This window comes from Desulfovulcanus ferrireducens (genome assembly GCF_018704065.1).
Taxonomy (GTDB): domain Bacteria; phylum Desulfobacterota; class Desulfovibrionia; order Desulfovibrionales; family Desulfonatronovibrionaceae; genus Desulfovulcanus; species Desulfovulcanus ferrireducens.
Genome location: NZ_JAGUQP010000008.1, coordinates 11,833 through 34,994, shown reverse-complemented (window position 1 = coordinate 34,994; position 23,162 = coordinate 11,833). Strand labels below are relative to the sequence as shown.

General features: G+C 43.4%; 22 protein-coding genes. 16 read left to right on the top strand and 6 right to left on the bottom strand.

All coding sequences use genetic code 11. The annotated features are described in order from the left end of the window. Positions 1-113 precede the first annotated feature (113 nt). The 12 genes from KFV02_RS04275 to KFV02_RS04220 all read left to right on the top strand — a co-directional run bounded on the left by KFV02_RS04275 (position 114) and on the right by KFV02_RS04220 (position 12,605). Positions 114-851 (top strand): basic amino acid ABC transporter substrate-binding protein, encoded by a 738-nt coding sequence (locus KFV02_RS04275; protein WP_252380296.1) that lies wholly within the window; start codon positions 114-116, stop codon positions 849-851. A gap of 57 nt (positions 852-908) precedes the next feature. Continuing rightward, a complete protein-coding gene (locus tag KFV02_RS04270) occupies positions 909-1,691 on the top strand; it encodes an amino acid ABC transporter permease (protein WP_252380295.1) in 783 nt (260 codons plus the stop codon). After that, positions 1,684-2,424, top strand: a complete 741-nt coding sequence (locus tag KFV02_RS04265) for an amino acid ABC transporter ATP-binding protein (RefSeq protein WP_289510069.1) — start codon at positions 1,684-1,686, stop codon at positions 2,422-2,424. The genes KFV02_RS04270 and KFV02_RS04265 overlap by 8 nt, the downstream gene beginning before the upstream one ends. Positions 2,425-2,515: 91 nt before the next feature. After that, positions 2,516-3,004 carry an HIT family protein gene (locus KFV02_RS04260; protein WP_252380294.1) on the top strand — a complete coding sequence of 163 codons (489 nt, stop codon included), beginning with the start codon at positions 2,516-2,518 and terminating at the stop codon, positions 3,002-3,004. Positions 3,005-3,042: 38 nt separating this feature from the next. After that, the gene (locus tag KFV02_RS04255; RefSeq protein WP_252380293.1) at positions 3,043-3,390 is read left to right on the top strand and encodes a LapA family protein; all 348 of its coding nucleotides are present in this window, start codon (positions 3,043-3,045) and stop codon (positions 3,388-3,390) included. Between the two features lie 7 nt (positions 3,391-3,397). Continuing rightward, positions 3,398-4,519: a tetratricopeptide repeat protein gene (locus KFV02_RS04250; RefSeq protein WP_252380292.1), complete on the top strand. Its 1,122-nt coding sequence runs from the start codon at positions 3,398-3,400 to the stop codon at positions 4,517-4,519. After that, a complete protein-coding gene (gene mutS, locus KFV02_RS04245; protein ID WP_252380291.1) occupies positions 4,512-7,145 on the top strand; it encodes a DNA mismatch repair protein MutS in 2,634 nt (877 codons plus the stop codon). Before KFV02_RS04250 ends, mutS begins: the two co-directional genes overlap by 8 nt. Positions 7,146-7,418: 273 nt before the next feature. After that, positions 7,419-7,715: a GIY-YIG nuclease family protein gene (locus KFV02_RS04240; protein WP_289510068.1), complete on the top strand. Its 297-nt coding sequence runs from the start codon at positions 7,419-7,421 to the stop codon at positions 7,713-7,715. A gap of 194 nt (positions 7,716-7,909) precedes the next feature. Next, a complete protein-coding gene (locus KFV02_RS04235; protein ID WP_252380289.1) occupies positions 7,910-8,386 on the top strand; it encodes a hypothetical protein in 477 nt (158 codons plus the stop codon). 66 nt (positions 8,387-8,452) lie between these two features. Continuing rightward, entirely contained in the window at positions 8,453-9,700 is a 1,248-nt protein-coding gene (lysA, locus tag KFV02_RS04230; RefSeq protein ID WP_252380288.1) for a diaminopimelate decarboxylase, read from the top strand. 106 nt (positions 9,701-9,806) lie between these two features. Next, positions 9,807-10,271, top strand: a complete 465-nt coding sequence (locus tag KFV02_RS04225; RefSeq protein ID WP_252380287.1) for a 23S rRNA (pseudouridine(1915)-N(3))-methyltransferase RlmH — start codon at positions 9,807-9,809, stop codon at positions 10,269-10,271. A gap of 600 nt (positions 10,272-10,871) precedes the next feature. Further along, positions 10,872-12,605: a DEAD/DEAH box helicase gene (locus KFV02_RS04220; RefSeq protein ID WP_252380286.1), complete on the top strand. Its 1,734-nt coding sequence runs from the start codon at positions 10,872-10,874 to the stop codon at positions 12,603-12,605. 98 nt (positions 12,606-12,703) lie between these two features. Here the strand turns inward: KFV02_RS04220 and KFV02_RS04215 are convergent, their stop codons facing one another. The 6 genes from KFV02_RS04215 to KFV02_RS04190 form a co-directional block, all read right to left on the bottom strand. Beyond that, positions 12,704-13,045, bottom strand: a complete 342-nt coding sequence (locus tag KFV02_RS04215; RefSeq protein ID WP_252380285.1) for a cupin domain-containing protein — start codon at positions 13,043-13,045, stop codon at positions 12,704-12,706. Positions 13,046-13,644: 599 nt separating this feature from the next. Next, positions 13,645-13,986 (bottom strand): Mth938-like domain-containing protein, encoded by a 342-nt coding sequence (locus tag KFV02_RS04210; protein WP_252380284.1) that lies wholly within the window; start codon positions 13,984-13,986, stop codon positions 13,645-13,647. A 107-nt stretch (positions 13,987-14,093) separates the two neighbouring features. Continuing rightward, positions 14,094-14,201: a tautomerase family protein gene (locus KFV02_RS04205; protein ID WP_252380283.1), complete on the bottom strand. Its 108-nt coding sequence runs from the start codon at positions 14,199-14,201 to the stop codon at positions 14,094-14,096. 10 nt (positions 14,202-14,211) lie between these two features. Further along, positions 14,212-14,829 (bottom strand): LysE family translocator, encoded by a 618-nt coding sequence (locus KFV02_RS04200; RefSeq protein WP_252380282.1) that lies wholly within the window; start codon positions 14,827-14,829, stop codon positions 14,212-14,214. A 434-nt stretch (positions 14,830-15,263) separates the two neighbouring features. After that, positions 15,264-16,550 (bottom strand): Y-family DNA polymerase, encoded by a 1,287-nt coding sequence (locus KFV02_RS04195; protein ID WP_252380281.1) that lies wholly within the window; start codon positions 16,548-16,550, stop codon positions 15,264-15,266. Positions 16,551-16,756: 206 nt separating this feature from the next. Beyond that, a complete protein-coding gene (locus tag KFV02_RS04190) occupies positions 16,757-17,191 on the bottom strand; it encodes a LexA family protein (RefSeq protein ID WP_252380280.1) in 435 nt (144 codons plus the stop codon). A gap of 850 nt (positions 17,192-18,041) precedes the next feature. Between KFV02_RS04190 and KFV02_RS04185 the strand changes: the two genes are divergently transcribed. From KFV02_RS04185 to KFV02_RS04170, 4 genes are all read left to right on the top strand, one after another. After that, positions 18,042-19,235 carry a BMP family lipoprotein gene (locus KFV02_RS04185; protein WP_434800282.1) on the top strand — a complete coding sequence of 398 codons (1,194 nt, stop codon included), beginning with the start codon at positions 18,042-18,044 and terminating at the stop codon, positions 19,233-19,235. A 36-nt stretch (positions 19,236-19,271) separates the two neighbouring features. After that, positions 19,272-20,810 carry an ABC transporter ATP-binding protein gene (locus tag KFV02_RS04180; RefSeq protein WP_252380279.1) on the top strand — a complete coding sequence of 513 codons (1,539 nt, stop codon included), beginning with the start codon at positions 19,272-19,274 and terminating at the stop codon, positions 20,808-20,810. 221 nt (positions 20,811-21,031) lie between these two features. Continuing rightward, positions 21,032-22,072 carry an ABC transporter permease gene (locus KFV02_RS04175; RefSeq protein ID WP_252380278.1) on the top strand — a complete coding sequence of 347 codons (1,041 nt, stop codon included), beginning with the start codon at positions 21,032-21,034 and terminating at the stop codon, positions 22,070-22,072. A 56-nt stretch (positions 22,073-22,128) separates the two neighbouring features. Beyond that, positions 22,129-23,109 carry an ABC transporter permease gene (locus tag KFV02_RS04170; protein ID WP_252380277.1) on the top strand — a complete coding sequence of 327 codons (981 nt, stop codon included), beginning with the start codon at positions 22,129-22,131 and terminating at the stop codon, positions 23,107-23,109. Positions 23,110-23,162: the final 53 nt, after the last annotated feature.

The following is a 23,162-nucleotide window of genomic DNA, read 5'->3' as shown; positions in this document are numbered from 1 at the left end:
TAACATTTCTTGACCAAAAAAGGGCAATAAATTAACAGAACCAAGTTTGTTTAACCCGAGCCTTTTCTGAAACCCTTTCTTGAAACTTTGCAAAATTTTTAGGAGGATGCGAAATGTTTAAAAAATTTTTTATGTTGATGGCTTTTTGTTTAATCTTTTCCCAGACGGCTCTAGCCAGGACTATTGTCTTTGCAGTGGACGCCACTTGGCCTCCAATGGAATTTGTCAATGAAGACAAAGAAATTGTTGGTTATTCCATTGATTACATGAAGGCTGCAGCCAAGGAAGCTGGATTTACTCCGGTATTCAAAAACACAGCCTGGGATGGGATCTTTGCCGGCCTTGCCGGGGGCAATTACGATGCCATCTGTTCTTCAGTAAGTATTACTCCTGAACGGAAAAAAGCCATGGATTTCAGCGAACCATATTTTAAAGTCAGCCAGGGTCTGGTTGTGCCCAAAGAAAGCAAAGCCAAGAGCCTTGAAGACATGAAAGGAAAAGTTGTTGGAGCCCAAATCGGCACCACTGGTTATTTTGCCGTTAAAAAAGTTCCAGGAGTTGTTGCCAAGTCTTATGATGAAATCGGTTTGGCCATGCAGGATCTTTTAAATGGCCGTATTGATGGTGTTGTTTGTGACGATCCTGTTGCTGCCCAGTATGCGCTTAGAGAACCAAAATTTTCTGAAAAATTAAAGATTGGGGCTATTATAGACTCAGGTGATGAATATTATGGTATTGCAGTAAAGAAAGGGAATAAAGAAGTTCTGGATTTAATTAATAAAGGTATCCGTGCAGTTAAAGCCAAGGGCATTGAGAAACAAATTAAAGAGAAGTGGTTTGGAAGCAACTAAATGATTCCGGGGCCGAGAACTCTCTCGGCCTCTATTTTTTAAGCATACACATGGCCGATGAATAGAGACAAAGAAATTAAAATTGACGTCACTGACGGTGCAGCTATACCCTCGCCAAAAGATAAAGGCCTGGTAACGGCTTGGCGAATAACTCTCATTGGGGCATTGCTGACCATAATACTCCTGGTCGCCTTTAAGCCGGACCCCTATTTACGTATTTTAAAATTTGTTCCGGATGGAATTTTGGTTACTTTTGAGGTAACCTTTTTATCCATAGCCTTATCTTTGATTGTGGGCCTGTTGACCGGTTTAGGTAGAATAGCCCGTAATCGGTTTGTTAATCTTATTGCTTCTATTTATGTTGAAGTAATTCGAGGCATTCCCCTCCTGGTTCAACTTTTTTACATCTATTATGCCCTGGGCAGTTTTGTTCAAGTCCCCCCTTTTTTGGCGGCAGTACTAGCCATGACAATCTGCTATGGGGCGTATATGGGGGAAGTTTTTCGTGCCGGCATAGAGTCCATTGATCATGGACAAACAGAAGCGGCAAGATCGCTGGGATTTAATCGCACGCAGACCATGTTTTACGTAATCATCCCCCAGGCCATGCGCACGATCCTGCCTCCGGTGGGTAATGAATTCATAGCCTTGCTCAAAGATACATCTCTGGTTTCAATTTTGGCTGTAGCCGATCTTTTACGGCGAGGAAGAGAGTTTGCGACCGAAACCTTTGCTTATTTTGAAACATACACCATGATCGCTCTCATTTACTTGCTTATTACCTTGATTTTGTCCAAAATGGTGAGCATCATGGAAGAAAAGATGAAGCCTTATGAGTGATAAAACTCCGATTATTCAAATCAAAAATATTTACAAATATTTTGGCCAGGTAATTGCCTTAAATAATGTATCGCTTGATATTAAACCACAAGAAAAGGTGGTTATTATCGGGCCGAGTGGATCAGGGAAAAGCACCCTCCTTCGCACCATTAACCGCCTAGAGAGCGTTGATCGCGGAAAAATTATTGTCGATGGCCAGGATATCACTGATGGTAAATGTGATATTAATAAGGTGCGTATGGAGCTAGGTATGGTTTTTCAAAACTTTAACCTTTTCCCCCATAAAACTGTCCTGCAAAACCTGACCATGGCTCCGATAAAATTAAAGAAAATTCCTCAGAAAGAGGCTGAAGATATAGCTTTTAAACTCCTGGAAAAGGTGGGCATCCGAGATAAGGCCAATGCTTATCCCGGACAGTTGTCCGGGGGACAGCAACAACGCGTGGCCATAGCCCGGGCCCTGGCCATGAATCCCAAAATTATGCTTTTTGACGAACCAACTTCAGCCCTTGACCCGGAAATGATTGGTGAAGTGCTTGATGTCATGGTAAACTTGGCAATGGAGGGCATGACCATGGTGGTAGTAACTCACGAAATGGGTTTTGCTCGCCAGGTTGCCGACCGGGTGGTATTTATGGATGCAGGTCAGATTTTAGAAGTTGGTACACCTGAGCATTTTTTTACTAAACCCGAGCACCCAAGAACAAAGAAGTTTTTAAGCCAAATTTTGTAATTTAAAAAAGCTATTTTTTTCGGTTAATTAGACCGTATTTTTTTGAGCACGAAACCAAAACCTTAAACCTTTACTTTAAGAATTCAAAATTATGAAAACTCTCTGGGCGCCATGGAGAATTGAGTACATTCTGGGGCCTAAGCCTGAGGAATGTGTTTTTTGTTTGCCTGAGCATACCGATGAAGACGAACAAAGGCTGGTTCTACATAGGGGAAAATTTTGTTTTGTGATCATGAATAAATACCCGTATAGTAGCGGACATCTCATGGTACCCCCCTATAGACACGTAAAGTGCTTAACAGAGCTTTCAAGAGAAGAAGCCCATGAGATGATGGATTATATGCAGGTTTGTACGGATATTTTGAAAAAAGCTTTTAATCCCCATGGCATTAATATAGGTCTAAATATCGGGGAAGCTGCCGGAGCTGGCATTGAAGAACACCTGCATTTTCATCTTGTTCCTCGCTGGATCGGAGACCATTCATTCATGGCTGTTATGAGTGAAACCATGGTTATTCCCGAACATTTGCGAACAACTTATGGCAAGCTTAAACCCTATTTTGAAAAGGTTAAATCGTAATATCTCCTAACCCTTAAACATTTATAAAGGAGACTGGTATGCGTTATGTAAAAGTCGCTATCCTGGTTTTGATCTTCTTCTTTTCCATGCTCTTTTTTGTTCAGAACACAGAGCTTTTATCTATGTCTTTGTCCTTAAAACTTGATATTTTGGGTAACCATTTCGAGAGCCGGGAAATACCTATTTATCTTCTGATTCTAATAGCCTTTGTAGTCGGTGCTTTTATCTCTCTATTCTACTTTCTTGCCGAAAAAATTAAACTCTCCAAGCAGTTAAGAGTTTGCAAAAGCAAGATTGCCGATCTTGAAAAAGAGGTCAACTCATTACGCAATATGCCCCTAGAAGAAGAAAGATTTTCAACTGATTCTGAAACTACGGGTTCTTAAATCTTCTATGTCGGTCCGTGGCTGGTTCTCTAGACTCAAAAAGAAAAGACTGAAGGACAACAACTCTTTCATAAATCTTAATGAAAGTTACCCTTTACCTTCAGGAGATACTTTTGCGGCTATTGGTGAACTCAGTCGGGTAGTCAAAAATAATCCAGATGCCGTAGAAATCTACTTGGCATTGGGTAACTTGTTCAGGGCCCAGGGTGAGATTGAACGGGCCATTCAAATCAGACAGACCCTAATTGCCCGTCCAAACCTTGACGATCAGTTTAAAGCCAGGGCTTGGTATGAATTGGGTAATGATTTTAAAAGGGCGGGTTTGGTGGATCGTGCTCTATACGCTTTTGAAAAGGCACAAAAGATTGTCGGCCCTGAACCGGCAATTCTTGGGGCTCTGGCTAGACTATTTGCTGATAGCAATGATTTTAAAAAGGCGGCTGACTATTACTCCCGGCTTGACCAATTAATCCCTCAGGCCCACTACTTGGTGCGCTGGGCCAAGCAGTTGAAGGCCCGTCAGGAAAGCGATTTAGGCCAAAAAGCTTTGCGCAAGGCCTTAAAAGTCTATCCTGGCAGTGTAGAAGCATGGCTTGAATTAATCATTAGAAATTATCAGAAAAGAAATTGGCGTTCATTGTCCAAAAATTTAAGTCAGGCTCTGGTAAATGTTTCACCCAACCTTAAATTTGTACTTTTGGAAGGTTTGTATCAATTTGCCCGCAGTCTCAATGATAACTCATCAAAACCTTTAATTGATCCTGAATGTAGCCAGATTGTGGTCGAAATAATTTCCGAAACCGACCAGGATATTCTGCTCTGCTTTTACTCTGCCTTGTTTTTAATAGCTTCTGAAAATGAAGAACAGGCTAAAGACTGGCTGGAAAAGACCTTGGTTCTGGGACCGGATTTTTGGCCTGCCAGGCTGGAACTCCTGGCTTTAACTCAAAAAGAGCAGGAGTTAACCGATAGCTTTCGGGTGCAACTGGAGTTTTTTCTCAAAAAGGCCCGCCTGGTAAAAAGATTTATCTGTTCCCGGTGTGGGTTAAAACGGGAACAGATATTTTTTGTCTGCCCTCGTTGCCATAGCTGGCATTCTATTTCTTTTCGCACAAGATTAAATGACTAGAGACATGCCTGACAAAACATCGCTCAAGCTCACCCCCATGCTGGAGCAATACTTGCGCATTAAGGAAGAAAACCCTGGTGCGCTCCTTTTTTTTCGCATGGGCGATTTTTACGAGCTTTTTTTTGAAGATGCAGAGGTTGCTGCCAGAGAATTACAAATAGCCCTCACCTCCCGCAATCCCAACGCCGAAATACAGGTACCCATGTGCGGCGTCCCCCATCATGCTGTCGAGGAATATTTACGCCAGCTTCTGGATAAGGGCTATAAAGTGGCTATTTGTGAACAGGTGGAAGACCCCAAAAAGGCCAAAGGACTGGTCAAAAGGGCTGTGACCAGGATTCTGACTCCAGGCACTGTTGTGGAAGATGCCAATTTAACAGCCAAGGACAATAATTATCTGGCCGCGCTTGTCTGGGATAGTCAAAAACAGGAAGGCGGTCTGGCTTGGGCAGACTTTTCTACTGGAGAGTGGACCGGACTTGTCCTGAAAAAAGAAGAGCAAATCTGGCAATGGGTAGTCAAGATTGACCCCAAAGAAATTTTACTTCCCCAGGGGTATAAATTACCTGCTTCCTACTCTGAATTCAAAGCTCGTATTAATGAGCTTCCCCCTACTTCCTATTTTGACCTTAAGTCCGGTACTGAATTAATCAAAAAGTCCCAGAAAGTAGCAACTCTCGATGTCCTGGATCTTGCGGACAAACCTGTCCTGATCAAGGCCTGCGGGGCCTTATTGATGTACCTCGTTCAAACCCAAAAAGAAAAATTAACCCATCTCTGCCCTTTTAAACCACTGAATTTAACCAGGTATCTTCTTCTAGACGAGGTTACAGAAAGAAATCTGGAGCTTTTTAAACGACTTGACGGACGAAAAGGGCCAGGCACTTTATGGCATGCGCTGGATAATACCTTAACTCCCATGGGGGGCAGGCTTTTAAGACAAAGATTGTCCCAGCCCTGGAAGGATAAGGCTATTATCTTGAAAAACCAGGAGGTGGTCGAATTTTTCTTTAATCAGGATAGGTTAAGAGAAGAATTAAGAACCTACCTGGACAAAATTTTTGACCTGGAGCGTTTAAGTACCAGGATATTTTTAAATAGGTGTACCCCTAAAGACTTTGTAGCATTGCGCCAAAGCCTGTCCATTCTACCTCAAATAAAAAAATTATTTAATCCTGATGATGACTTGCCAAGATATTTAAGGAAAATTTTGGCCACCTGGGACGACTTGGGCGATACCTATGAGTTATTGTCAAGGTCATTAAAGGACAATCCAAATCATCTCATTACCGAGGGAGGTTTGTTTCGCCAGGGCTATGACCCTGAACTGGATCAACTTATTGATCTTACGGAACATGGTCAGGCCAGGCTGAAAGAATTACTGCAAAAAGAACAGGAACAAAATGACCTGCCCAAATTAAAAATGGGCTATAACAAGGTTTTTGGCTATTACTTTGAATTATCCAAAGCCTTTAAGGGCAAGATTCCAGAGCATTTTGAGCGCAGACAGACCCTGGTTGCCAGTGAACGTTTTATAACTGCTGAACTGAAAGAGCTGGAGGAACGTCTCTTTTCCGCAGCGGAAAAGAGAAAGGCAAAAGAATACAACCTTTTTCTTGATTTAAGGGAGAAAGTTGCCGGAAAGAGACAGAGATTCTTGCAGATGGCCGATATATTGGCCAGGCTCGATTTTTGGCAGGGATTGGCCCAGGCGGCTCGCAAATGGGAATGGACAAAACCGGAACTTAGCGGAGAGCTTGTTTTAGACATCAAAGCCGGACGGCACCCGGCAATAGAAGCGGTTCAGGGACGGGCCAACTATATTCCCAATGATCTTTACATGGATGAGCAAAGTAAGATTCTGCTCATTACCGGCCCGAACATGGCTGGAAAGTCAACGGTTTTACGTCAGACAGCCATTATATGCATCCTGGCTCAGATCGGTTCTTTTGTCCCGGCAGAAAAGGCAGTTGTCGGCCTGTGTGACCGGATCTTCTCCCGGGTCGGGGCTTCGGATAATCTGGCCCAGGGACAAAGTACCTTTATGGTGGAGATGACTGAAACAGCACGCATTTTAAGGCAGGTCACCAAGAGGAGCCTGGTTATTCTGGATGAAATCGGGAGGGGAACAAGCACTTTTGACGGCCTATCCCTGGCCTGGGCAGTGGTTGAAGATTTGGCCCAAAAATACGGGGGCATCAGGACCTTGTTTGCCACCCACTATCATGAGCTCACTTCTTTGGAAGGAAAACTTTCAGGAATAAAAAACCTGAATATTGCTGTAAAAGAGTGGAAAGGAGATATTGTCTTTTTAAGACGATTGGTTCCGGGACCGGCTGATCGCAGTTATGGTATCGAAGTGGCAAAACTGGCCGGCGTGCCACAAAACGTGGTTGCCAGGGCCAAAGAAATTTTGGCTGACCTGGAAAAGAAAGGCGCAAGGTATAAGGTGACGGTTCAAAATAAAAAACATTTTTTGCCCGGACTTAACACTGAGCCATCCCCTTCTGCGAAACCAAAAACCCACCCCCTTATAGATGAGCTAAAAAACCTGGATCCGAATAATTTAACTCCTGTCATGGCCTTGAATATTTTGTATGATTGGAAGAAAAGATTTGGAGGATAATAATCTTCTTAGATTCTTCCTCCCGTACTCTTTTTTGTAAAAACTGTCAGCGAGCAATAATATGTTAGTATTCCTCAAAAAAGTGGATACGAAAGCAAGTGATTGCCTGCGAGAATGGATGAGGGACTCAGAATGACGGTTTTTATGCGAAATGGAGACAAGCAATGAGATCCTTCGTCCCGCTTTTAGCGGAACTCAGGATGACGTGCATCCATACTCGTCATTCTGAGGGAGCATAATAAGCGACCGAAGAATCTCAAGAATAAGAAAATTATGAAAAAGGGTGGCTGCGTCTACATAATGAGCAACAAAAGCGATAAAGTACTTTATACTGGCGTAACGAACGATTTAGTAAGAAGAGTATATGAGCATAAAAAACACATGGTTAAAGGATTTACCGATAAATATAATGTTAATAAGTTAGTATATTATGAAATTTTTGATAGCATTGAAGAGGCTATAAGGAGAGAAAAGCAAATAAAAGGCTGGAAGAGATGTAAGAAGTTAGAGCTGATTCAGTCAAAAAATCCCAATTGGAATGATTTATGGAAAGATATTATTGCTAGTTGAAATCCTTCACTTACGACTGAGCAAATGAGCACGAAATAAATCGCTTATAGGATGACGTGCATCCATACTCGTCATTCTGAGGGAGCGTAATAAGCGACCGAAGAATCTCTAACGTAGCAGCTTGCTTTAGTTACTCAAAACTAGAAGAATAATGAATCCGTTTATAAAAGTTAGGGAAATAGGGAGATACAGGTATGAAAGAGCAAGGTGTAAGTTTTACCATGAAGGATAAAAAACTCAGAAATTCTGTTTTAACTATAATTTTGTTACTCTGTTTAGCTACTATCTCCACGGGATGTGGGAAAAGAGTCTGGCCAGAACCTGATGTTTCTGAAGAAAAGTTTGCTCTGGAAATCAAGGAAGCAAAATTAATCAACAAATGTCTCCGGCTTAAAATTTATATCAAGGGAAACTATGCCAATCTTTCCAGGATAACACTAGAACTTGAACCGATCGGCCCGCAAGGAGAGTGTCCGGCTTGCCCCTTTCAGGTCCAACAAAGTGTCGTGTTTGAACTTGATACCCCGCAGATTATGCGCAAGGGGGCTGATCTGTACATCAAATACTGTCAGATACAAAAAAACACAGATTATAGGGTTAGAGTCAAAGGGAGAAATGTTTACCCTGCCCTGCCCGATGTTATATCTAATGTAGTGACTGTTGATGAATAGTTGAGTGGTTGAATAAGCTATTAACCAATAACCTACTCAACCAACAAACCAAGAAGGAGTATATAAATGCATTATTTTGAGTACAAAAATGGTCAACTTTATGCAGAGGAAATCCCTGTTGCAGATCTTGTCCGGGAGTACGATACTCCCCTGTATATTTATTCGGCCAAAACTTTTCGCCGCCATTTCCAGGCATTTGATTCTGCTTTTGAAGGCATTAACCATTTGACCTGCTATTCGGTGAAAGCCAACTCCAATTTATGTATCCTCAAGCTCCTGGCAGAAATGGGAGCCGGTATGGATATTGTTTCTGGCGGGGAGCTATTCAGGGCTTTAAGGGCTGGCGTTGATCCGCAAAAGATTGTCTATTCTGGTGTGGGCAAGCGCGCACATGAGATTCAAGAAGCCCTCATGGCCGATATTTTGATGTTTAATGTGGAGTCACAACAAGAGCTTTTGAAAATCAACCAGGTGGCTCAAGACCTGGACAAAACAGCCCGGATCAGTTTGCGCATCAACCCGGATGTTGATCCCCAGACCCATCCCTATATTTCCACAGGACTTAAGAAAAATAAATTTGGTCTTGCAATGGATCAAGCTCTGGAAACTTATAAGTTGGCTAAAGAACTATCCAATATCGAGCCTATTGGCATTGATTGCCATATTGGTTCTCAATTAACCAGCATAGATCCGTTTTTAGATGCCTTGACCAAGGTCTTGAATTTTTATGAGAAGTTAAAAGATATGGGTCTTGATATTAAATATCTTGATCTGGGCGGAGGCTTAGGCATCACCTATAAAGAAGAAGAGCCTCCCCACCCTGCTGAGTTTGGCCGGGCCTTATCTGAAAGACTAAAAGACTATGATCTGAAGTTAATCCTTGAACCGGGAAGGGTTATTGCCGGAAATGCCGGGATATTGGTTACCAGGGCACTGTATACCAAAAAAACAGAAATCAAAAATTTTGTCATTGTTGATGCTGCTATGAACGATCTTGTCCGGCCTTCCCTGTATGGATCTTTTCACCGCATCGCACCCGTGATCCAGACAGACAGACCCATGCAGAAAGTAGATATTGTCGGGCCTATTTGCGAGTCCGGAGACTTTCTGGCCCAGGATAGGGAGCTGCCTGAGATCAAGCCGGATGAGCTTCTGGCGGTATTTTCAGCCGGAGCGTATGGTTTTACCATGGCTTCACAATATAATTCCCGAACCAGGGCGGCAGAAATATTGGTAGACGGCGAGGAAGTGACAGTGGCCAGACGCAGAGAAGTTTATTTTGATCTCGTTGCCCTGGAAGATGGATGTTTTTAGTACCCGGCCATAGCCTAATAATCTTCATTCCTGAATATGAAACAGGGACAGGGAGAAGCGGGTAGTTCTCCCTGTCTACATCTCTCCATAAGGACAATCATCTTCCATGAGCTCAATAAAGTTTATCTGGGTTGGGAAGCTGAAAAAAAAGTATTGGCAACAGTCATTTGCCCACTACTGGAATAATTTGAGTAAGTTTTACGCCCTGCAGGAAACAATTATCAGGGATGCAGCTCATGGCACACAAATCCAGCGTATAGAAAAAGAAGGGGAACTGATTGTAAACAAAATAGCTCCCCGGGACTTAATCGTTACCCTTGATGAAAAGGGAAGTCTTTTAACTTCGCGGGAACTGGCACAAAAACTTAAGAAGTGGACAGAAACATCCGGACTCAGGCCTTGTTTTATCATGGGTGGTGCCTATGGGTTGAGCCAGGATGTCCAGAAGAAAGCAAGGTTTTGTCTAAGTTTAAGCCCCATGACCTTTCCCCATGAAATGGCCAGGGTTATTCTGATTGAACAACTCTATCGGGCCGCCACTATCTTGAAGAATTTCCCCTACCATCATTAAACAATTATATGACCAAATTCGGTATGTTAAAGAGTCTGTGGCCAAACCCCATTTTGACTACCAGATTAGAAATCCTGGTTTCTTGAAAGCATTGCAAAGGGCTGGGTAACCCATCTTGACGAAGCTTGCGGATAAGCAGAGCATCGGGGCGACAAAGCTAACTATCTGGGATTATTTACCATAACAATCGACAATAAAAAGAATATTCATTTATCCTAAATGTCCCATTATGCTCTGCCAGCAAGCAAACTTTTTACCCCGTTGAATCCAGCGAAGCGGGGCTGGCTTTTGCCAGTATTCAACGGGGGTAAAAGTACCCTTATGGGGTTATTTAACAAGCTATGACAAAAAGCATAATTTTGCTTGACTAGCAAACAATAGGCATATAATGAAATTGATTCGAAAGACAATAATTGATCCAGGAAGACCTCATTAGAATTCTTACCAACTTATTCAATCCATTCTCTTTCTTAGATTACCCCAATCTAAAAGATATTTTAGTTCCGACTCAGTATGGAAAATGTCGGACACTTTTTTTCAACCTTTCAAAAAAACTCCTGAAAGATTTAAAATGTCTTCAGGCAAGGAACGAGTATTACTATGTCATTATCCTTAACATTCGATGAGTTGGGAATATCGGATCCCCTTCTCAAGGCCATTGACCATATTGGCTACAAGGCCCCATCTCCTATTCAGGCAAAGACTATCCCTCTACTCATGGAGGGGCATAATCTCCTGGGCCAGGCTCAAACCGGTACAGGAAAAACCGCAGCCTTTGCTTTGCCCATTTTAACCAAGATAGATACCTCCTGTCGCGAACCACAGGTTTTGGTTCTAACCCCTACCCGAGAGCTGGCCATTCAGGTCAGTGAGTCTTTTCAGAGTTATGGCAAATATATCAAGGGCCTGCGGGTTTTGTCCGTTTACGGCGGCGCAAGCATGGTTCCCCAGTTGCAACAACTTAGGCGCGGAGTCCATATTGTCGTGGGGACTCCGGGCAGAGTGATGGATCACATTCGCCGCAACACTTTATCCCTTAATGGTCTCAGTACGTTAGTCCTGGATGAAGCGGACGAGATGTTGAACATGGGATTCCTTGAGGATATAGAATGGATTTTGGAAAGAAGCCCGAAAAATCGGCAAATGGCTCTTTTTTCGGCAACCATGCCCAAAGGAATACGCGAGATTGCCTTGCGTCACCTGCCTAATGCCAAAACCGTTAAAATCAAAACCCAAACCGCCACTGTTGAATCCATCGAACAGCAATATTTGGAGGTGGCCGGTATAAGCAAATTCGAAGCTCTGGCCCGCCTTATTGAGGTGGAGGACTTTGATGCAATGCTGGTTTTTGTCAGGACCAGGACAGCCACAGTGGAAGTCGCCGAGCAGCTAAAGGCCAGAGGATATTCGTGTGGCACATTAAACGGGGATATGAGTCAGGCCATGCGTGAGCGGACCATTGAGCAATTAAAAAATAAATCCCTGGATATCGTGATTGCAACTGATGTGGCCGCCCGCGGACTAGATGTCAGGCGTATCAGTCATGTGGTAAACTATGATATGCCATATGATAGCGAAACCTACATACACCGCATTGGTCGGACCGCACGTGCCGGACAGAGCGGTAAAACGATTTTATTCGTGAGCCCGCAAGAAAGGCGGATGTTACGGACTATTGAAAGAGCCACCAGGCAAAAAATAACTCCCATGGGTTTGCCGACATTACAGGATATAAGTAAACGCCGTATTGCCAGTTTTAAGCAACAGATAATAGATACCGTGAACACGCAGAAACTGGATTTCTTTCGGCGCCTTGTCGAAGAGTTGAGCCAGGAATCGGATAAGGAAGACAGGGATATAGCTGCGGCATTAGCCTATTTGCTCCAACGAGAAAATCCGTTGCATCCCAAGGAGAAAAAACAACGGCCAGAAAAGAAAAAAAGTTTTCAGAAAATGGAGAGAGCCGCTCATAGAGGAAAGAATAAACAGCGACCTTCAGGTCAGGCAGAAGCCGGCATGGAGCGATACCGGATTGATGTTGGCCGGGAGCATGGAGTGACACCGGGCGATATTGTTGGCGCTATTGCCAATGAAGCAAATATTGATGGAGAAGCCATCGGGCATATCAAGATCTATGATGACTTCAGTACTGTTGACTTGGCCTCTGGAATGCCAAAATTCGTGTATAAATTTTTAAAAAAGGTCCGGGTCCGGTCGCGGCCTTTAAATCTCTCTCCATTTGCGGAAACCAGCTCAGATACGAAAGATACCCCACGTAAGAGCCGATCCAAGCAGGGCAAAATATTCAGAATGCCAAAAAATCGGAGAAAATAGTCCCGCTTTAAGCTTGTAACGGCTAATATTTCGCCGGGGCCTACATGGTTGTCCCGGCGAAATTTCACCAAGTTGATAAAAAGGTTCGGCCACAGGCTCTAAAAGAATGGCGGGCTGTGAACAACAAAGAGTTTTAATATATCTTTGCCGGTATTTTTGACTCCGTGTTCTTCCTGTGCAGGTATGAAGATATAGTCTCCAGCACTTAATTTCTGCCATTTGCCGGCGGTAAAGACTTCACCCTGTCCTTCTAAGACATAAACTGAATCAATATTGGGATCGTGGGTATGGATTGGAATTTCCGTGTCAGGAGATATTTCCAACATGGACACGCTCACGGTATCCGTGTCCTGGCTGCTCACTAGCTTGGCAATCTTTACACCCTCAAACTTTGGGTGATCCTCAAAGGTTATGTCCTCTTTTTTCAGAAACTTGGCCATAATTAGTCCTCCTGTTCCGCTTTTTTTTAGCTAAAGAGACGATTTTATAGCATTAACTGGTGCAGCTTTCAATCAACATCCTTGCGCGAGCAGGAATCCGTCAATTCTCATCAGACCATTCAGAGTTGGAGGTATCCGACAGGTGCACTGACGCCTCCCTGCCCTGTTAATCCAGCTAAGCTGGGCGGGCATTTCAGCATTTAACAGGATAAATGCCTCGGAGATTGTTTTTTTTAATTAGACCTAAACTCTCATGACAAGGAGTTTTCTCCCCCCCAGGGCATGAAAAAGTATCACGGCAAGTTGAGGGATTTTTTGCAGTTCAAACTTTGAGATTGCTTCGCTTCACTCTGCTTAAGCTCGCAATGACAGGGGCGAGATTGTCATTGCGAGGGCAGCAAAGCTGCCCGTGGCAATCTCACCCATTGGTGAAAATCGCTGGCTCAAAATCTACTTTTATTCCAATGTGTTTAATGTAAAACTAAATTAAAAATCGCTCAACGAAGGCTTTGAGACTCCTGGACCTACCCTACGCTCTCTCGTAAACTTCGTTATTTTTAAAAAACTCGTTACATACGTGGATGAAATTCTTGGCGGGGTTAGCAAGTTAAATGGAAGCCGGCTGCTACAGGTTCTTTTTGCTGATAAAGTTCATTAAAGGTCTGTAAGGCCTGGGCTGTCTTTTGTTCGATCAAAGAAATACCTTGTTTTTCCAGGAATTTTTTCAAACTGTCATCCACTTGCAAAAGTCCTGGCTTGCCCTTGCCAATGACGATAATCTGCGGGTTGGCCTGGATGATGTCCTCGATATCTTCTAAAAAGACTCGATGCCCCTTCTTGCGCCACCAGTTAGGCACAACTTGGCCTTTGATGATTTTAAGATCAGTTGTATATTTTTTACCAGCTACAACCATCTCTCCAAAAGAGTATTTTTCTATCATATTTTCTCCTATAGAGTCTGTGGCCAAACCCCATTTTGACTACCAGATTAAAAATACTGGTTTCTTGAATGCATTGCAAAGGGCTGGGAAACCCATCTTGAAAATAATTATGTAACACCTAGCGTTGAAACCACAGAATCTGTTACAGCCTTTACAAGTTTCCGTTTTTGCTCAATTGAGCGCCCTTTTGCAATTTTGATTGATACTATTGGCATTTTTCCCTATTCACGATCGAGTTACGATGGCAACTCCACTCGCTACCATCAAACCTCCAGCAGTTCGATTGAGTCGCCGAGCTGCCTTCTGTTTTGTAAACATCTGCCGAGTGCAGCTCGCAAGAAACGCATAAGTCGCCAAGACGCTCGCCAAGACGATAATGACGATACCCACTACTACTACCAAGTCGCTCAGTGTGAGAACCGACAAATCAAGGAAAGTAGGCAAAAAGCCACAATAGAAAAAAATCACCTTGGGGTTGGACAGTGTGATAAGAAGGCCACTTATGAAGTTTCCCCACCGTGCCTTCGTGCACCATTCGTACTCGCTGACTGCGTGCGCAGGTTCCTTGAACCAAATTTTAAAACCCAAAAATATCAAATAGATAGAACCACAAATTTTCACGATAAAAAACAAGTTTCCCAAGGCCTGGGCCACGATCGAAAGCCCAAAAGTAGCAAACAGTAAGAAAATAACGTCGCCAAGAACAATTCCGCAGATTACAATAAGAGCTGGCCGAAAACCTGAAGCAAGTGCTCTAGCTACGGTGGCAAACACCCCTGGTCCTGGACTAGCTGCCAAAATAAGCATGGCAACCGAGAAACCAATTGCTGAATAAATCGTCAAGAGTTCCTCCTTTTGTCTCTTGCGCGTTTGACGCGTGGCCTAGACCCCAAAACAGCAATAATTAATTAAAATTATCTACAAACATTAAAAAACTGACGTAGTCATAGAGCCAGTATTAAAAAAATTATTTTTTTATTTACTTTTACAGAGTAAGTCAATTATCTTTCAAAAAATACTCCACTACTAAGTCATTTTTTGGATTAGTTGTATAACTTGAGTAAATTAAGTATGTTGGGTAAGTTATGGCAATCTGGTGTGTTAGGGGGTAGTTGTTGCAGGCAGGCTACAGTTTTGATGTTAACCTGTTAAATAAGATTTTCTTTTGGTAAATTTAACAGAATAAATTTCAATATAGAGTTTATTTTAGAAATTAAGTGGTCTCTTGCAGTGGCGTCACATTATCTTGAAAAACATTCACGACCACGCCATTTTCTTTATGCCCTGACAACAGGCAAGTCCTCCCATTTTGTCGTATAGGCGGGTGATCTGTGGGAGCGGCGAAAAAAACACTTCTTTTCCAGGCCGGTAGCTGCTACCGTCAAAGTGCCCTTTCCCCATTTGGCATTTATCCTGTCCATAACTTGCATCAAACGTTCCTGTTTTTGCCTCTTGTTTTTATCCAGCTCAAAAAAGGTAAGCCTGCGTTCTTCTTGTGGTTCAAGACCCGTGAACATGATTCCGGCTTTTTTATAACCATGGTCCGGAGAATAAATCTTTTCCAGAACAAGGTGGGCCTTTTCAATTAAAAACGGGGTGTAATTAGTAGAAGGCATAAGCTTCAAGGCACTGTGCCGAGAATAATAGTTTTTTTTGAAACGGTTGGACTTTAAAAAAACATGGACATAAGAGGCGAGCAATTTTTTTTGACGCAATTTTTGCGCCCCGACATGAATAAAGGTAGCAATGGCCTGCTTGAGATCAGTCAAAGAATATATTTCCTTGGCAAAAGAGCGGGAAGTAATAATACTTTCAGGCCTTTTTTCCTCTACTTCCAGGTCAAAACACGGGATGCCTTTTAACTCTAAAAAAGTAGAGACCCCGCGCACGGTAAGGTGTTTTTGTACGAAATCTCTTTCCAGGCAGACAAAGTCAAAAGCAGTCAAAACTCCTCTGGAGCGCAAAAATTTGGAGTAATTGCGGCCTATTCCCCAAACATCCTCTATTTTTATCTGCTTCAGGGCCTTTTCGATTTCCTTTTGTTCTTTTAAGACAAAAACTCCGTGAAGATAAGGGAATTTTTTGGCGATGCGATTGGCAACCTTGGCCAAGGTCTTGGTTTTGGCAATGCCTATGGATACAGGGATGCCTGTCCACTTCTTTATTTTTTTTCTTATTTCCTGCCCCAGTTGCCAGGGATTGTCATACTTAGCAATAGTAGCGGCAGCGTGGGAAAAAAATAAAAAAGCCTCGTCTATGGAGTAAATTTCCACATCAGGAACAAAAGTAGACAAGACATCCATTACCCGGGCGGACATATCTGCATACAGGGTATAATTAGAAGACAAGGCCACTCCCCCATGCCTTTGCAAAAGAGTTTTACACTGGAAATATGGCTCGCCCATGCCAATACCCAGTGCCTTGGCCTCTTCTGAGCGGGCCACAACACAACCGTCATTGTTGGACAGGACCACTACCGGCCGCTTTCGAAGCCTGGGATTAAAAATCTGCTCGCAAGAGACATAAAAATTATTGCAGTCCACTAAAGCATAAAAGGAGTGCATGCTCCTACCCTGCCCATGCAAAAACTGTGTTTTTGCATGAAATGTTAAATGTTGAATTTTGAATTACTTTAAAATCTCTCACCCACTTGGCTATTTAACATCTTAACCTCTGGGCGTGTGCAATACGCTTCTACAGTTCTTACCTTCCCAACTTCCCAACTACTTTTTACTCATTCTCCCAACTACTCACCAACTCACCAACTCACCTACTCAAGTGAATGAATGACATTAGTCACTACTCCCCAGACCTCGAAATCCATATCTTCCGTAATTTCCAGAGGCTTATACCTGGGATTGTCCGGCATCAGGTAAAGCTTGTTTTCTTTTTGGTACAAGCGCTTGACCGTCAGTTCTCCATTTACAACAGCCACAACAATAGAGTTGTTTCTGGGTTCCAGGGCCCTGTCTACAATAAGAATATCGCCCGAATGAATGCCTGCATCGCGCATGGAATCCCCATAAGCGCGGACGAAAAAAGTGGCTGCCGGATGTTTTATTAAAAATTCATTTAAATCTAAATTTTTATCAATATAGTCGTCGGCTGGTGAAGGAAACCCCGCAGGAATCTGAGATAAATATAGAGGCAGTTCTAAGCTCGTTCGTTGTTCAAATCCCTTGATTTCACTCCTTAAAACTTTCATTGCCCTTCCTTTAAACTCCATGGACACGAGATGAGGAGTCTGTGGCTAAACCCCATTTTAACCGCTGATTGAAAGTCTTGGTTTATGAAATGCATTACAAACGGCTTGGGTAACCCATGTTGGCGAAGCTTGCGGAAAAACAGAGCATCGGAAGAAATAGGCTAAACATTTTGCGACATTGACCATAACTTTCGATAATAAAGAGAATATTTGTTTACCCAAAGTATCCCATTATGCTCTGTCCGCAAGCAAGTTTTAGATGGGTCCAAGTCTTTGTACCAGCATGAAATAAACCTTGGAAATTTCGTTGATAAAAAGGTTCGGCCATAGGCTCTGAGAAGGATATAGCCCGTCTTCCCAAGAGCCGCAAGCTGCAGCTGCTTGCTTAAATTTATGGAAAAATTTTTAGTTTCTAATATTTTGGTATCTTGACCTCTTAACCTTTTTGAGCAAAAAACCCGTTGGCTAACGCCACTGCAAAAAATCAAGCAGTGGCGTATTTTTATCTTTTTTTTTGTAATTAATCACAGGGTTAATAATCTTACGCCAGCTCTCCCGCACCAACTCGAGGGAAAATTTTGATGAGCATCTTTATACTTTGTGACATCGAATTTTAATAAAGTCCTGACTAAAAAATAGGTACGGGATTGCTAGAGACATTTTCACTGTGATCAGGTATGCTTTTTAGAGTCTGTGCCCAAATCTTTTTATCAACGAAATTTCCATGATTTATTCCAGTCTTGCTTCCAGCATTTCACAAACCAGGACGTTCAATCAGGGATTAAAATAGGGTTTGAGTACAGACTATTTAGTAGGCTAAAGAAAAATTTTCCCACAAAGGAGGTATCAAATGTTTATGAAGACGCGAAGGTGGCTAGGGATCATTCTATTTATTTTAACGACAATTTTGGGAGTAAGCCCGGGCTGGGCTGCTTCATCTGAACCTTTTACTTTTGGCCTGTTACTGGTTGGCCCTTACAATGATCACGGATGGAGCCAGGCCCACTTTGAGGCTGGCGAGGCCATTCAGAAAGAGATGAAACAGGTAAAAATGATTTACATCGATAAAGTAAATCCTGCTGATCGCCCGGGGGTAACCGTGCCTCAACTGGTTGACGAACTGGTGTCCCAAGGTGCCCGCTTAATTATCGCCAACTCAGATGACATGAAAGACGGCATTCGGGAAGCAGCGCTCCAGCATCCTGATACTTATTTCATCCATATATCCGGCGACGACGCTCTGTCCGGAAAGGCACCGAAAAATCTTTCCAATTTGATGGGGCGTATGGAATACGGCAAAATGATGGCTGGTTTTGTAGCAGCCCTCACTACTAAAACGGGTAAAATTGGATATTTAGGTCCCCTAATCAATGATGAAACACGTCGTCTTGCTGTATCTGCCTACCTTGGTGCAAGGTATGCATGGGAACATGTTCTTCATAAAGACCCCAAAGATCTTCGTTTCCAGGTAACCTGGATTGGTTTCTGGTTTAATATTCCGGGTATTACCGCTGATCCGACCCAGGTAACCCAAAATTTCTTCAACAGTGGTTTTGACGTAGTTATATCAGGCATAGATACAACAGAGGCCATTGTAGTTGCACAGCAAAAACGTAAACAGGGAAAAGAAGTATGGGCTATCCCCTATGATTACAAAGGCTCATGTGAAGAAGGCAGTGAAGCATGCCTGGGAGTCCCCTACTTCAACTGGAAGCCCGGCTACAAACACTTTATTGAGGCCGCAAAAGAAGGAAAATGGAAACAGGAATGGCTGTGGCTAGGTCCTAACTGGGAAAACATCAATGATCCTGATACCAGCTCAATAGGATTTTTGCCTGGCTCAGCTTTGTCTCCTGAGACAAAAGAAGCCCTGGAAAAATTCCAGCATGGTCTGGCTTCCGGTAAAATCCAGCTCTTTAAAGGCCCTCTCTATTATCAGGACGGTTCCGTGTTTCTCAAACCCGGAGAAGTGGCCACAGATAACCAAATCTGGTACATGAAACAGCTTCTGAAAGGCATGGAAGGTCCTAGTAGTGCGAAATAAAAGGAGGATTAAGGGGTAAGGGATAAGGATTAAGGGGTGAACACTGAAGATTTTTATGCTTCCTACCCCTTCTACCTACCCCTTACCCCTCCTACCCCTTATCCCTTTATAATCATGGAAATAAAACTTAAAAACATCCACAAATATTACGGTCCGGTACATGCCAACCGGGAAATCAATATCACGATACATTCCCATTCTATTCATGGTATTTTAGGTGAAAATGGTGCCGGCAAAAGCACTTTGATGAAAATCCTGGCTGGTTTTACTTCCAGGTCAAAAGGCCAAATTTTTATAAACGGCAAAGAAGTTGACTACAGATCTCCTGCAGAGGCAACATCTTTAGGTATTGGCATGCTTTATCAGGATCCCCAGGATTTTCCCTCCATGACCGTCCTGGACAACTTTATCCTGGGCCTTAACAGCTCCTGGCATATAAACCGACATCATTACAAAACACTCTTTGAAAAAACAGCCGGCGAACTGGGCTTTAAGATTAACCCCGAAACTCCCGTGTCCGGGCTCACTGTAGGAGAACGACAGCAACTCGAGATTATCAGGCTGCTTGCGATTGGCGTCGAAGTCTTAATCCTTGATGAGCCAACGACTGGCATCTCTTCAGAACAAAAAGGGGTACTTTTCAAGGCATTAAAACGCCTGGCTAGATCAGGAAAATCCATAATCATCGTATCCCATAAGCTGGAAGATATCGAGGTTCTCTGCCACAGGGTAACAATATTGAGGGAAGGACGTGTGGCCGGAGAAATGGAGGCGCCCTTTGATACTTCCAAACTGCTCACCCTCATGTTTGGCTCCAGGCCTCCCGCCCAGACTCCATCCTGCTTCAAAACCGGCTCGACCTTCATGGCCCTTGAAAATGTATCCGCCTCCGGGGGAAGATCTGGCCTCCATGACTGCTCACTTGAAGTTAGACAGGGCGAGATAGTCGGTCTTGCCGGCCTTGAGGGAAGCGGACAGGAAGTGTTCCTGCGTCTAGCTGCAGGACTAGTTTCCCCTGCAAAAGGACGCATTATATTAAATGATAAAGACATTACCGGAAAAAATCATGCTTTTTTGCGCAAACAAGGAATATGTTTCCTGCCCTCTTCAAGGCTAGAAGAAGGCTTATTTGCCGATCTATCGCTTGCGGAACACTATGCCATTGCCTTTCATAAAAACTCTTTCTTTGTTCCCTGGAATTTAGTTCACCAGACGAGCAGCCAGCTTATAAAACATTTTCGAATTAAGGGAACAGCAAACGACAAGGCATCAGCGTTATCCGGTGGCAACCAGCAACGCTTGTTACTTTCATTAATACCTTCATCTACCAAATTGCTTCTGCTTGAACAGCCCACAAGAGGGCTAGATATGGAATCTGCTTTGTGGGTTTGGGATCATTTAAAAAAATACTGTAAAAATAAAACTGCCCTTATATTCAGTTCTGCCGAACTTGATGAAATATTTTCCGTAGCCGACAGGATAGTTGTCTTTTTTAATGGACGTATTGTTCTGAATGCATCATTAAATGAAGTTACTTTAGAAGAAGTCACAAAAGCTATAGCAGGTAAAGGGTAAAATGGGTGAGTAGGTGAGTGGTTGAGTTGGTGAGTAGGTAAGTGGGTGAGTGGGTAAAGAGGTTAAAAAAAAGGTTAATGGGTGGATGAGTAGATTGTCCAACTCTTTGTTAACATTGAAGAAAATGTGATCGTAAGTTAACTCCGAAAGTTGAATTAAAAGGTAAAAAGGTTGAGTGGGTAAGTGGACAAGCCCCACCAACTAGAATCCAGGACTCAAAAATGGGACACGAATTGAAAAAAAGACTTTTTGCAGTTGCTTCAAGATGGTTTGTTACCTTTTCAATTGTCATTCTATTAACCACATTGCTTCTTCTCGCAACGGGTACGCCGCCATTAGAAGCATACCTTCTGTTAATCAAGGGTTCGTTGGGGTCGTGGAATAAGATAGCCAGGGTCTTACAGGTGTGGATACCCTTGACTCTCTGTTCGTGTGGCCTGCTTTATACCTTTTCCATGAAATTATGGAATATTGGTATAGAAGGTCAGGTAATGCTCGGCGCTGTGGGCGCTACAGCCATGTTAAAATGGTTAAGCCCCTATTTTGCGCCTTCTTTATGTCTAATCGCGGCTTTTGTTTTCGCGATGTTTCTTGGGGCCTTGTGGGCCCTGTTTGCCGGTATTCTCAAAACAAAAGGCGGGGTAAATGAAATTTTTGCCGGTCTTGGGCTCAATTTTGTCGCGCAGGGCCTGATACTGTGGCTGATTTTTGGGCCGTGGAAAAGGCCTGGTATTGCTTCCATGAGCGGGACAGAACCTTTTGACTACTCCCTCTGGCTCCCCACCCTGCAGAGTCTGCGTATATCACCTATAGCCCTTGCTATCACCGTTATTCTTTTTATAGCCACGGTTATTATCCATAAATATACAAGATGGGGGCTTTTTTTCAGGGCTGTAGGAAACAATCCCACTGCCGGTACGCTCTTTGGGCTGTCTCCACAGCGTTACACCCTCCTTGCCATGTCTTTGGCCGGCATCATGGCCGGTTGCGCCGGCTATTTTCAGGTAACAGGAGTCTACCACCGCCTTATACCTTCCATATCAAGCAACTACGGTTATTTGTCCCTGCTGGTGGTAATGTTGGCCAACTATAAGTGGAAACCCATTCCTTTCATCGCCTTCTTTTTTGGCTGCTTAAACGTAGGAAGCATCCAGTTGCCTTTAATCCTTAAAATCGATTCGTCTCTGAGCGGCGTTATTCAGGGTATATGCGTTCTTGCATTTTTATGTGCTTATCGCTGGCGGTTAAGGAATAAGGGATAATAACAAGGTAAGGATTTTCTGAAACTAACACTAACAACTAACACCAACACAAAAAAATGATGGATTTTAGTCTTTCTATTCTGATGGCCAGTGTAGTGAGTGGAGCAGCTCCCCTGGTATTTGCCACCCTGGGGGAGACTTTCACAGAACGAGTTGGAATTATCAACTTGTCTCTTGATGGAACAATATTGCTTTCAGCTATGGTATCTTTTGCTGTTGCCTATGAAACCCAGAACTTGATGTGTGGATTTCTGGCAGGAGGAATAGTTGGAGCACTGGTTGCTACGATAGTAGCTTTTACGAGCTTGTTTTGGGGGCTTTCCCAGGTGGCAGTTGGTTTTGTATTAACATTAATGTGTAAAGACTTGGCCTATTTTTTGGGGAATTCATACACCCGCATCCAGGGGCCCCAGCTCTCCCATCTGCCTTTGCCCTTCCTGGAGAAGATCCCCGTCATAGGAAACATCCTTTTTCAACACAACATCATGGTTTACTTAAGCTATGCATGCATCATAGCCACCTGGTTTTATTTTTACCGAACCAACTGGGGACTAAAGCTGCGCTCCATAGGAGAAAATCCCAGGGCAGCTTACACCAGGGGGTTTTCCGTAAGAAAAATACAATTTGGTTACACCATACTGGGAGGCTTTCTGGTTGGAATAGCCGGGGCACTTTATTCACTCAGTGTAAAGCCGGGATGGGGACGTCCTCAGGGTGCAGAAGGAATCGGATGGATAGCCCTGGCGATCGTTATCTTTGGCGGCTGGGACCCACTCAAGGTCGCCTTTGGCGCTTACTTTTTCGGATTTCTCCAGATCATGGGAGTCGTGTTTCAGAGCTGGTGGCCATCTATACCGGCTCAGGTTTTCCAGGTAGCCCCATTTCCATTGATGATCTTTATTCTTGTACTGATTCATTTGTCCCGCCGAAAAGCAGTTAATGAATGGCTAGAGGCACACCCATTGCTTCGTCCACTGGTCCGCTTCCTACAAGTCAACCCGCCGGCATCATTAGGTAAAACATACCATAAAGAATAGTTGAGTAGTTGAGTGGGTTAGTAGGTAAAAAGGTTGATGGGGGGGTGAGTGGA

Bases quoted from the DNA above. Each gene is read 5' to 3' on its own strand.
- KFV02_RS04275 (WP_252380296.1), top strand. From the start codon at position 114: ATGTTTAAAAAATTTTTTATGTTGATGGCTTTTTGTTTAATCTTTTCC.
- KFV02_RS04270 (WP_252380295.1), top strand. From the start codon at position 909: ATGAATAGAGACAAAGAAATTAAAATTGACGTCACTGACGGTGCAGCT.
- KFV02_RS04265 (WP_289510069.1), top strand. From the start codon at position 1,684: ATGAGTGATAAAACTCCGATTATTCAAATCAAAAATATTTACAAATAT.
- KFV02_RS04260 (WP_252380294.1), top strand. From the start codon at position 2,516: ATGAAAACTCTCTGGGCGCCATGGAGAATTGAGTACATTCTGGGGCCT.
- KFV02_RS04255 (WP_252380293.1), top strand. From the start codon at position 3,043: ATGCGTTATGTAAAAGTCGCTATCCTGGTTTTGATCTTCTTCTTTTCC.
- KFV02_RS04250 (WP_252380292.1), top strand. From the start codon at position 3,398: ATGTCGGTCCGTGGCTGGTTCTCTAGACTCAAAAAGAAAAGACTGAAG.
- mutS (WP_252380291.1), top strand. From the start codon at position 4,512: ATGACTAGAGACATGCCTGACAAAACATCGCTCAAGCTCACCCCCATG.
- KFV02_RS04240 (WP_289510068.1), top strand. From the start codon at position 7,419: ATGAAAAAGGGTGGCTGCGTCTACATAATGAGCAACAAAAGCGATAAA.
- KFV02_RS04235 (WP_252380289.1), top strand. From the start codon at position 7,910: ATGAAAGAGCAAGGTGTAAGTTTTACCATGAAGGATAAAAAACTCAGA.
- lysA (WP_252380288.1), top strand. From the start codon at position 8,453: ATGCATTATTTTGAGTACAAAAATGGTCAACTTTATGCAGAGGAAATC.
- KFV02_RS04225 (WP_252380287.1), top strand. From the start codon at position 9,807: ATGAGCTCAATAAAGTTTATCTGGGTTGGGAAGCTGAAAAAAAAGTAT.
- KFV02_RS04220 (WP_252380286.1), top strand. From the start codon at position 10,872: ATGTCATTATCCTTAACATTCGATGAGTTGGGAATATCGGATCCCCTT.
- KFV02_RS04215 (WP_252380285.1), bottom strand. From the start codon at position 13,045: ATGGCCAAGTTTCTGAAAAAAGAGGACATAACCTTTGAGGATCACCCA.
- KFV02_RS04210 (WP_252380284.1), bottom strand. From the start codon at position 13,986: ATGATAGAAAAATACTCTTTTGGAGAGATGGTTGTAGCTGGTAAAAAA.
- KFV02_RS04205 (WP_252380283.1), bottom strand. From the start codon at position 14,201: ATGCCAATAGTATCAATCAAAATTGCAAAAGGGCGCTCAATTGAGCAA.
- KFV02_RS04195 (WP_252380281.1), bottom strand. From the start codon at position 16,550: ATGCACTCCTTTTATGCTTTAGTGGACTGCAATAATTTTTATGTCTCT.
- KFV02_RS04190 (WP_252380280.1), bottom strand. From the start codon at position 17,191: ATGAAAGTTTTAAGGAGTGAAATCAAGGGATTTGAACAACGAACGAGC.
- KFV02_RS04185 (WP_434800282.1), top strand. From the start codon at position 18,042: ATGTTTATGAAGACGCGAAGGTGGCTAGGGATCATTCTATTTATTTTA.
- KFV02_RS04175 (WP_252380278.1), top strand. From the start codon at position 21,032: ATGGGACACGAATTGAAAAAAAGACTTTTTGCAGTTGCTTCAAGATGG.
- KFV02_RS04170 (WP_252380277.1), top strand. From the start codon at position 22,129: ATGATGGATTTTAGTCTTTCTATTCTGATGGCCAGTGTAGTGAGTGGA.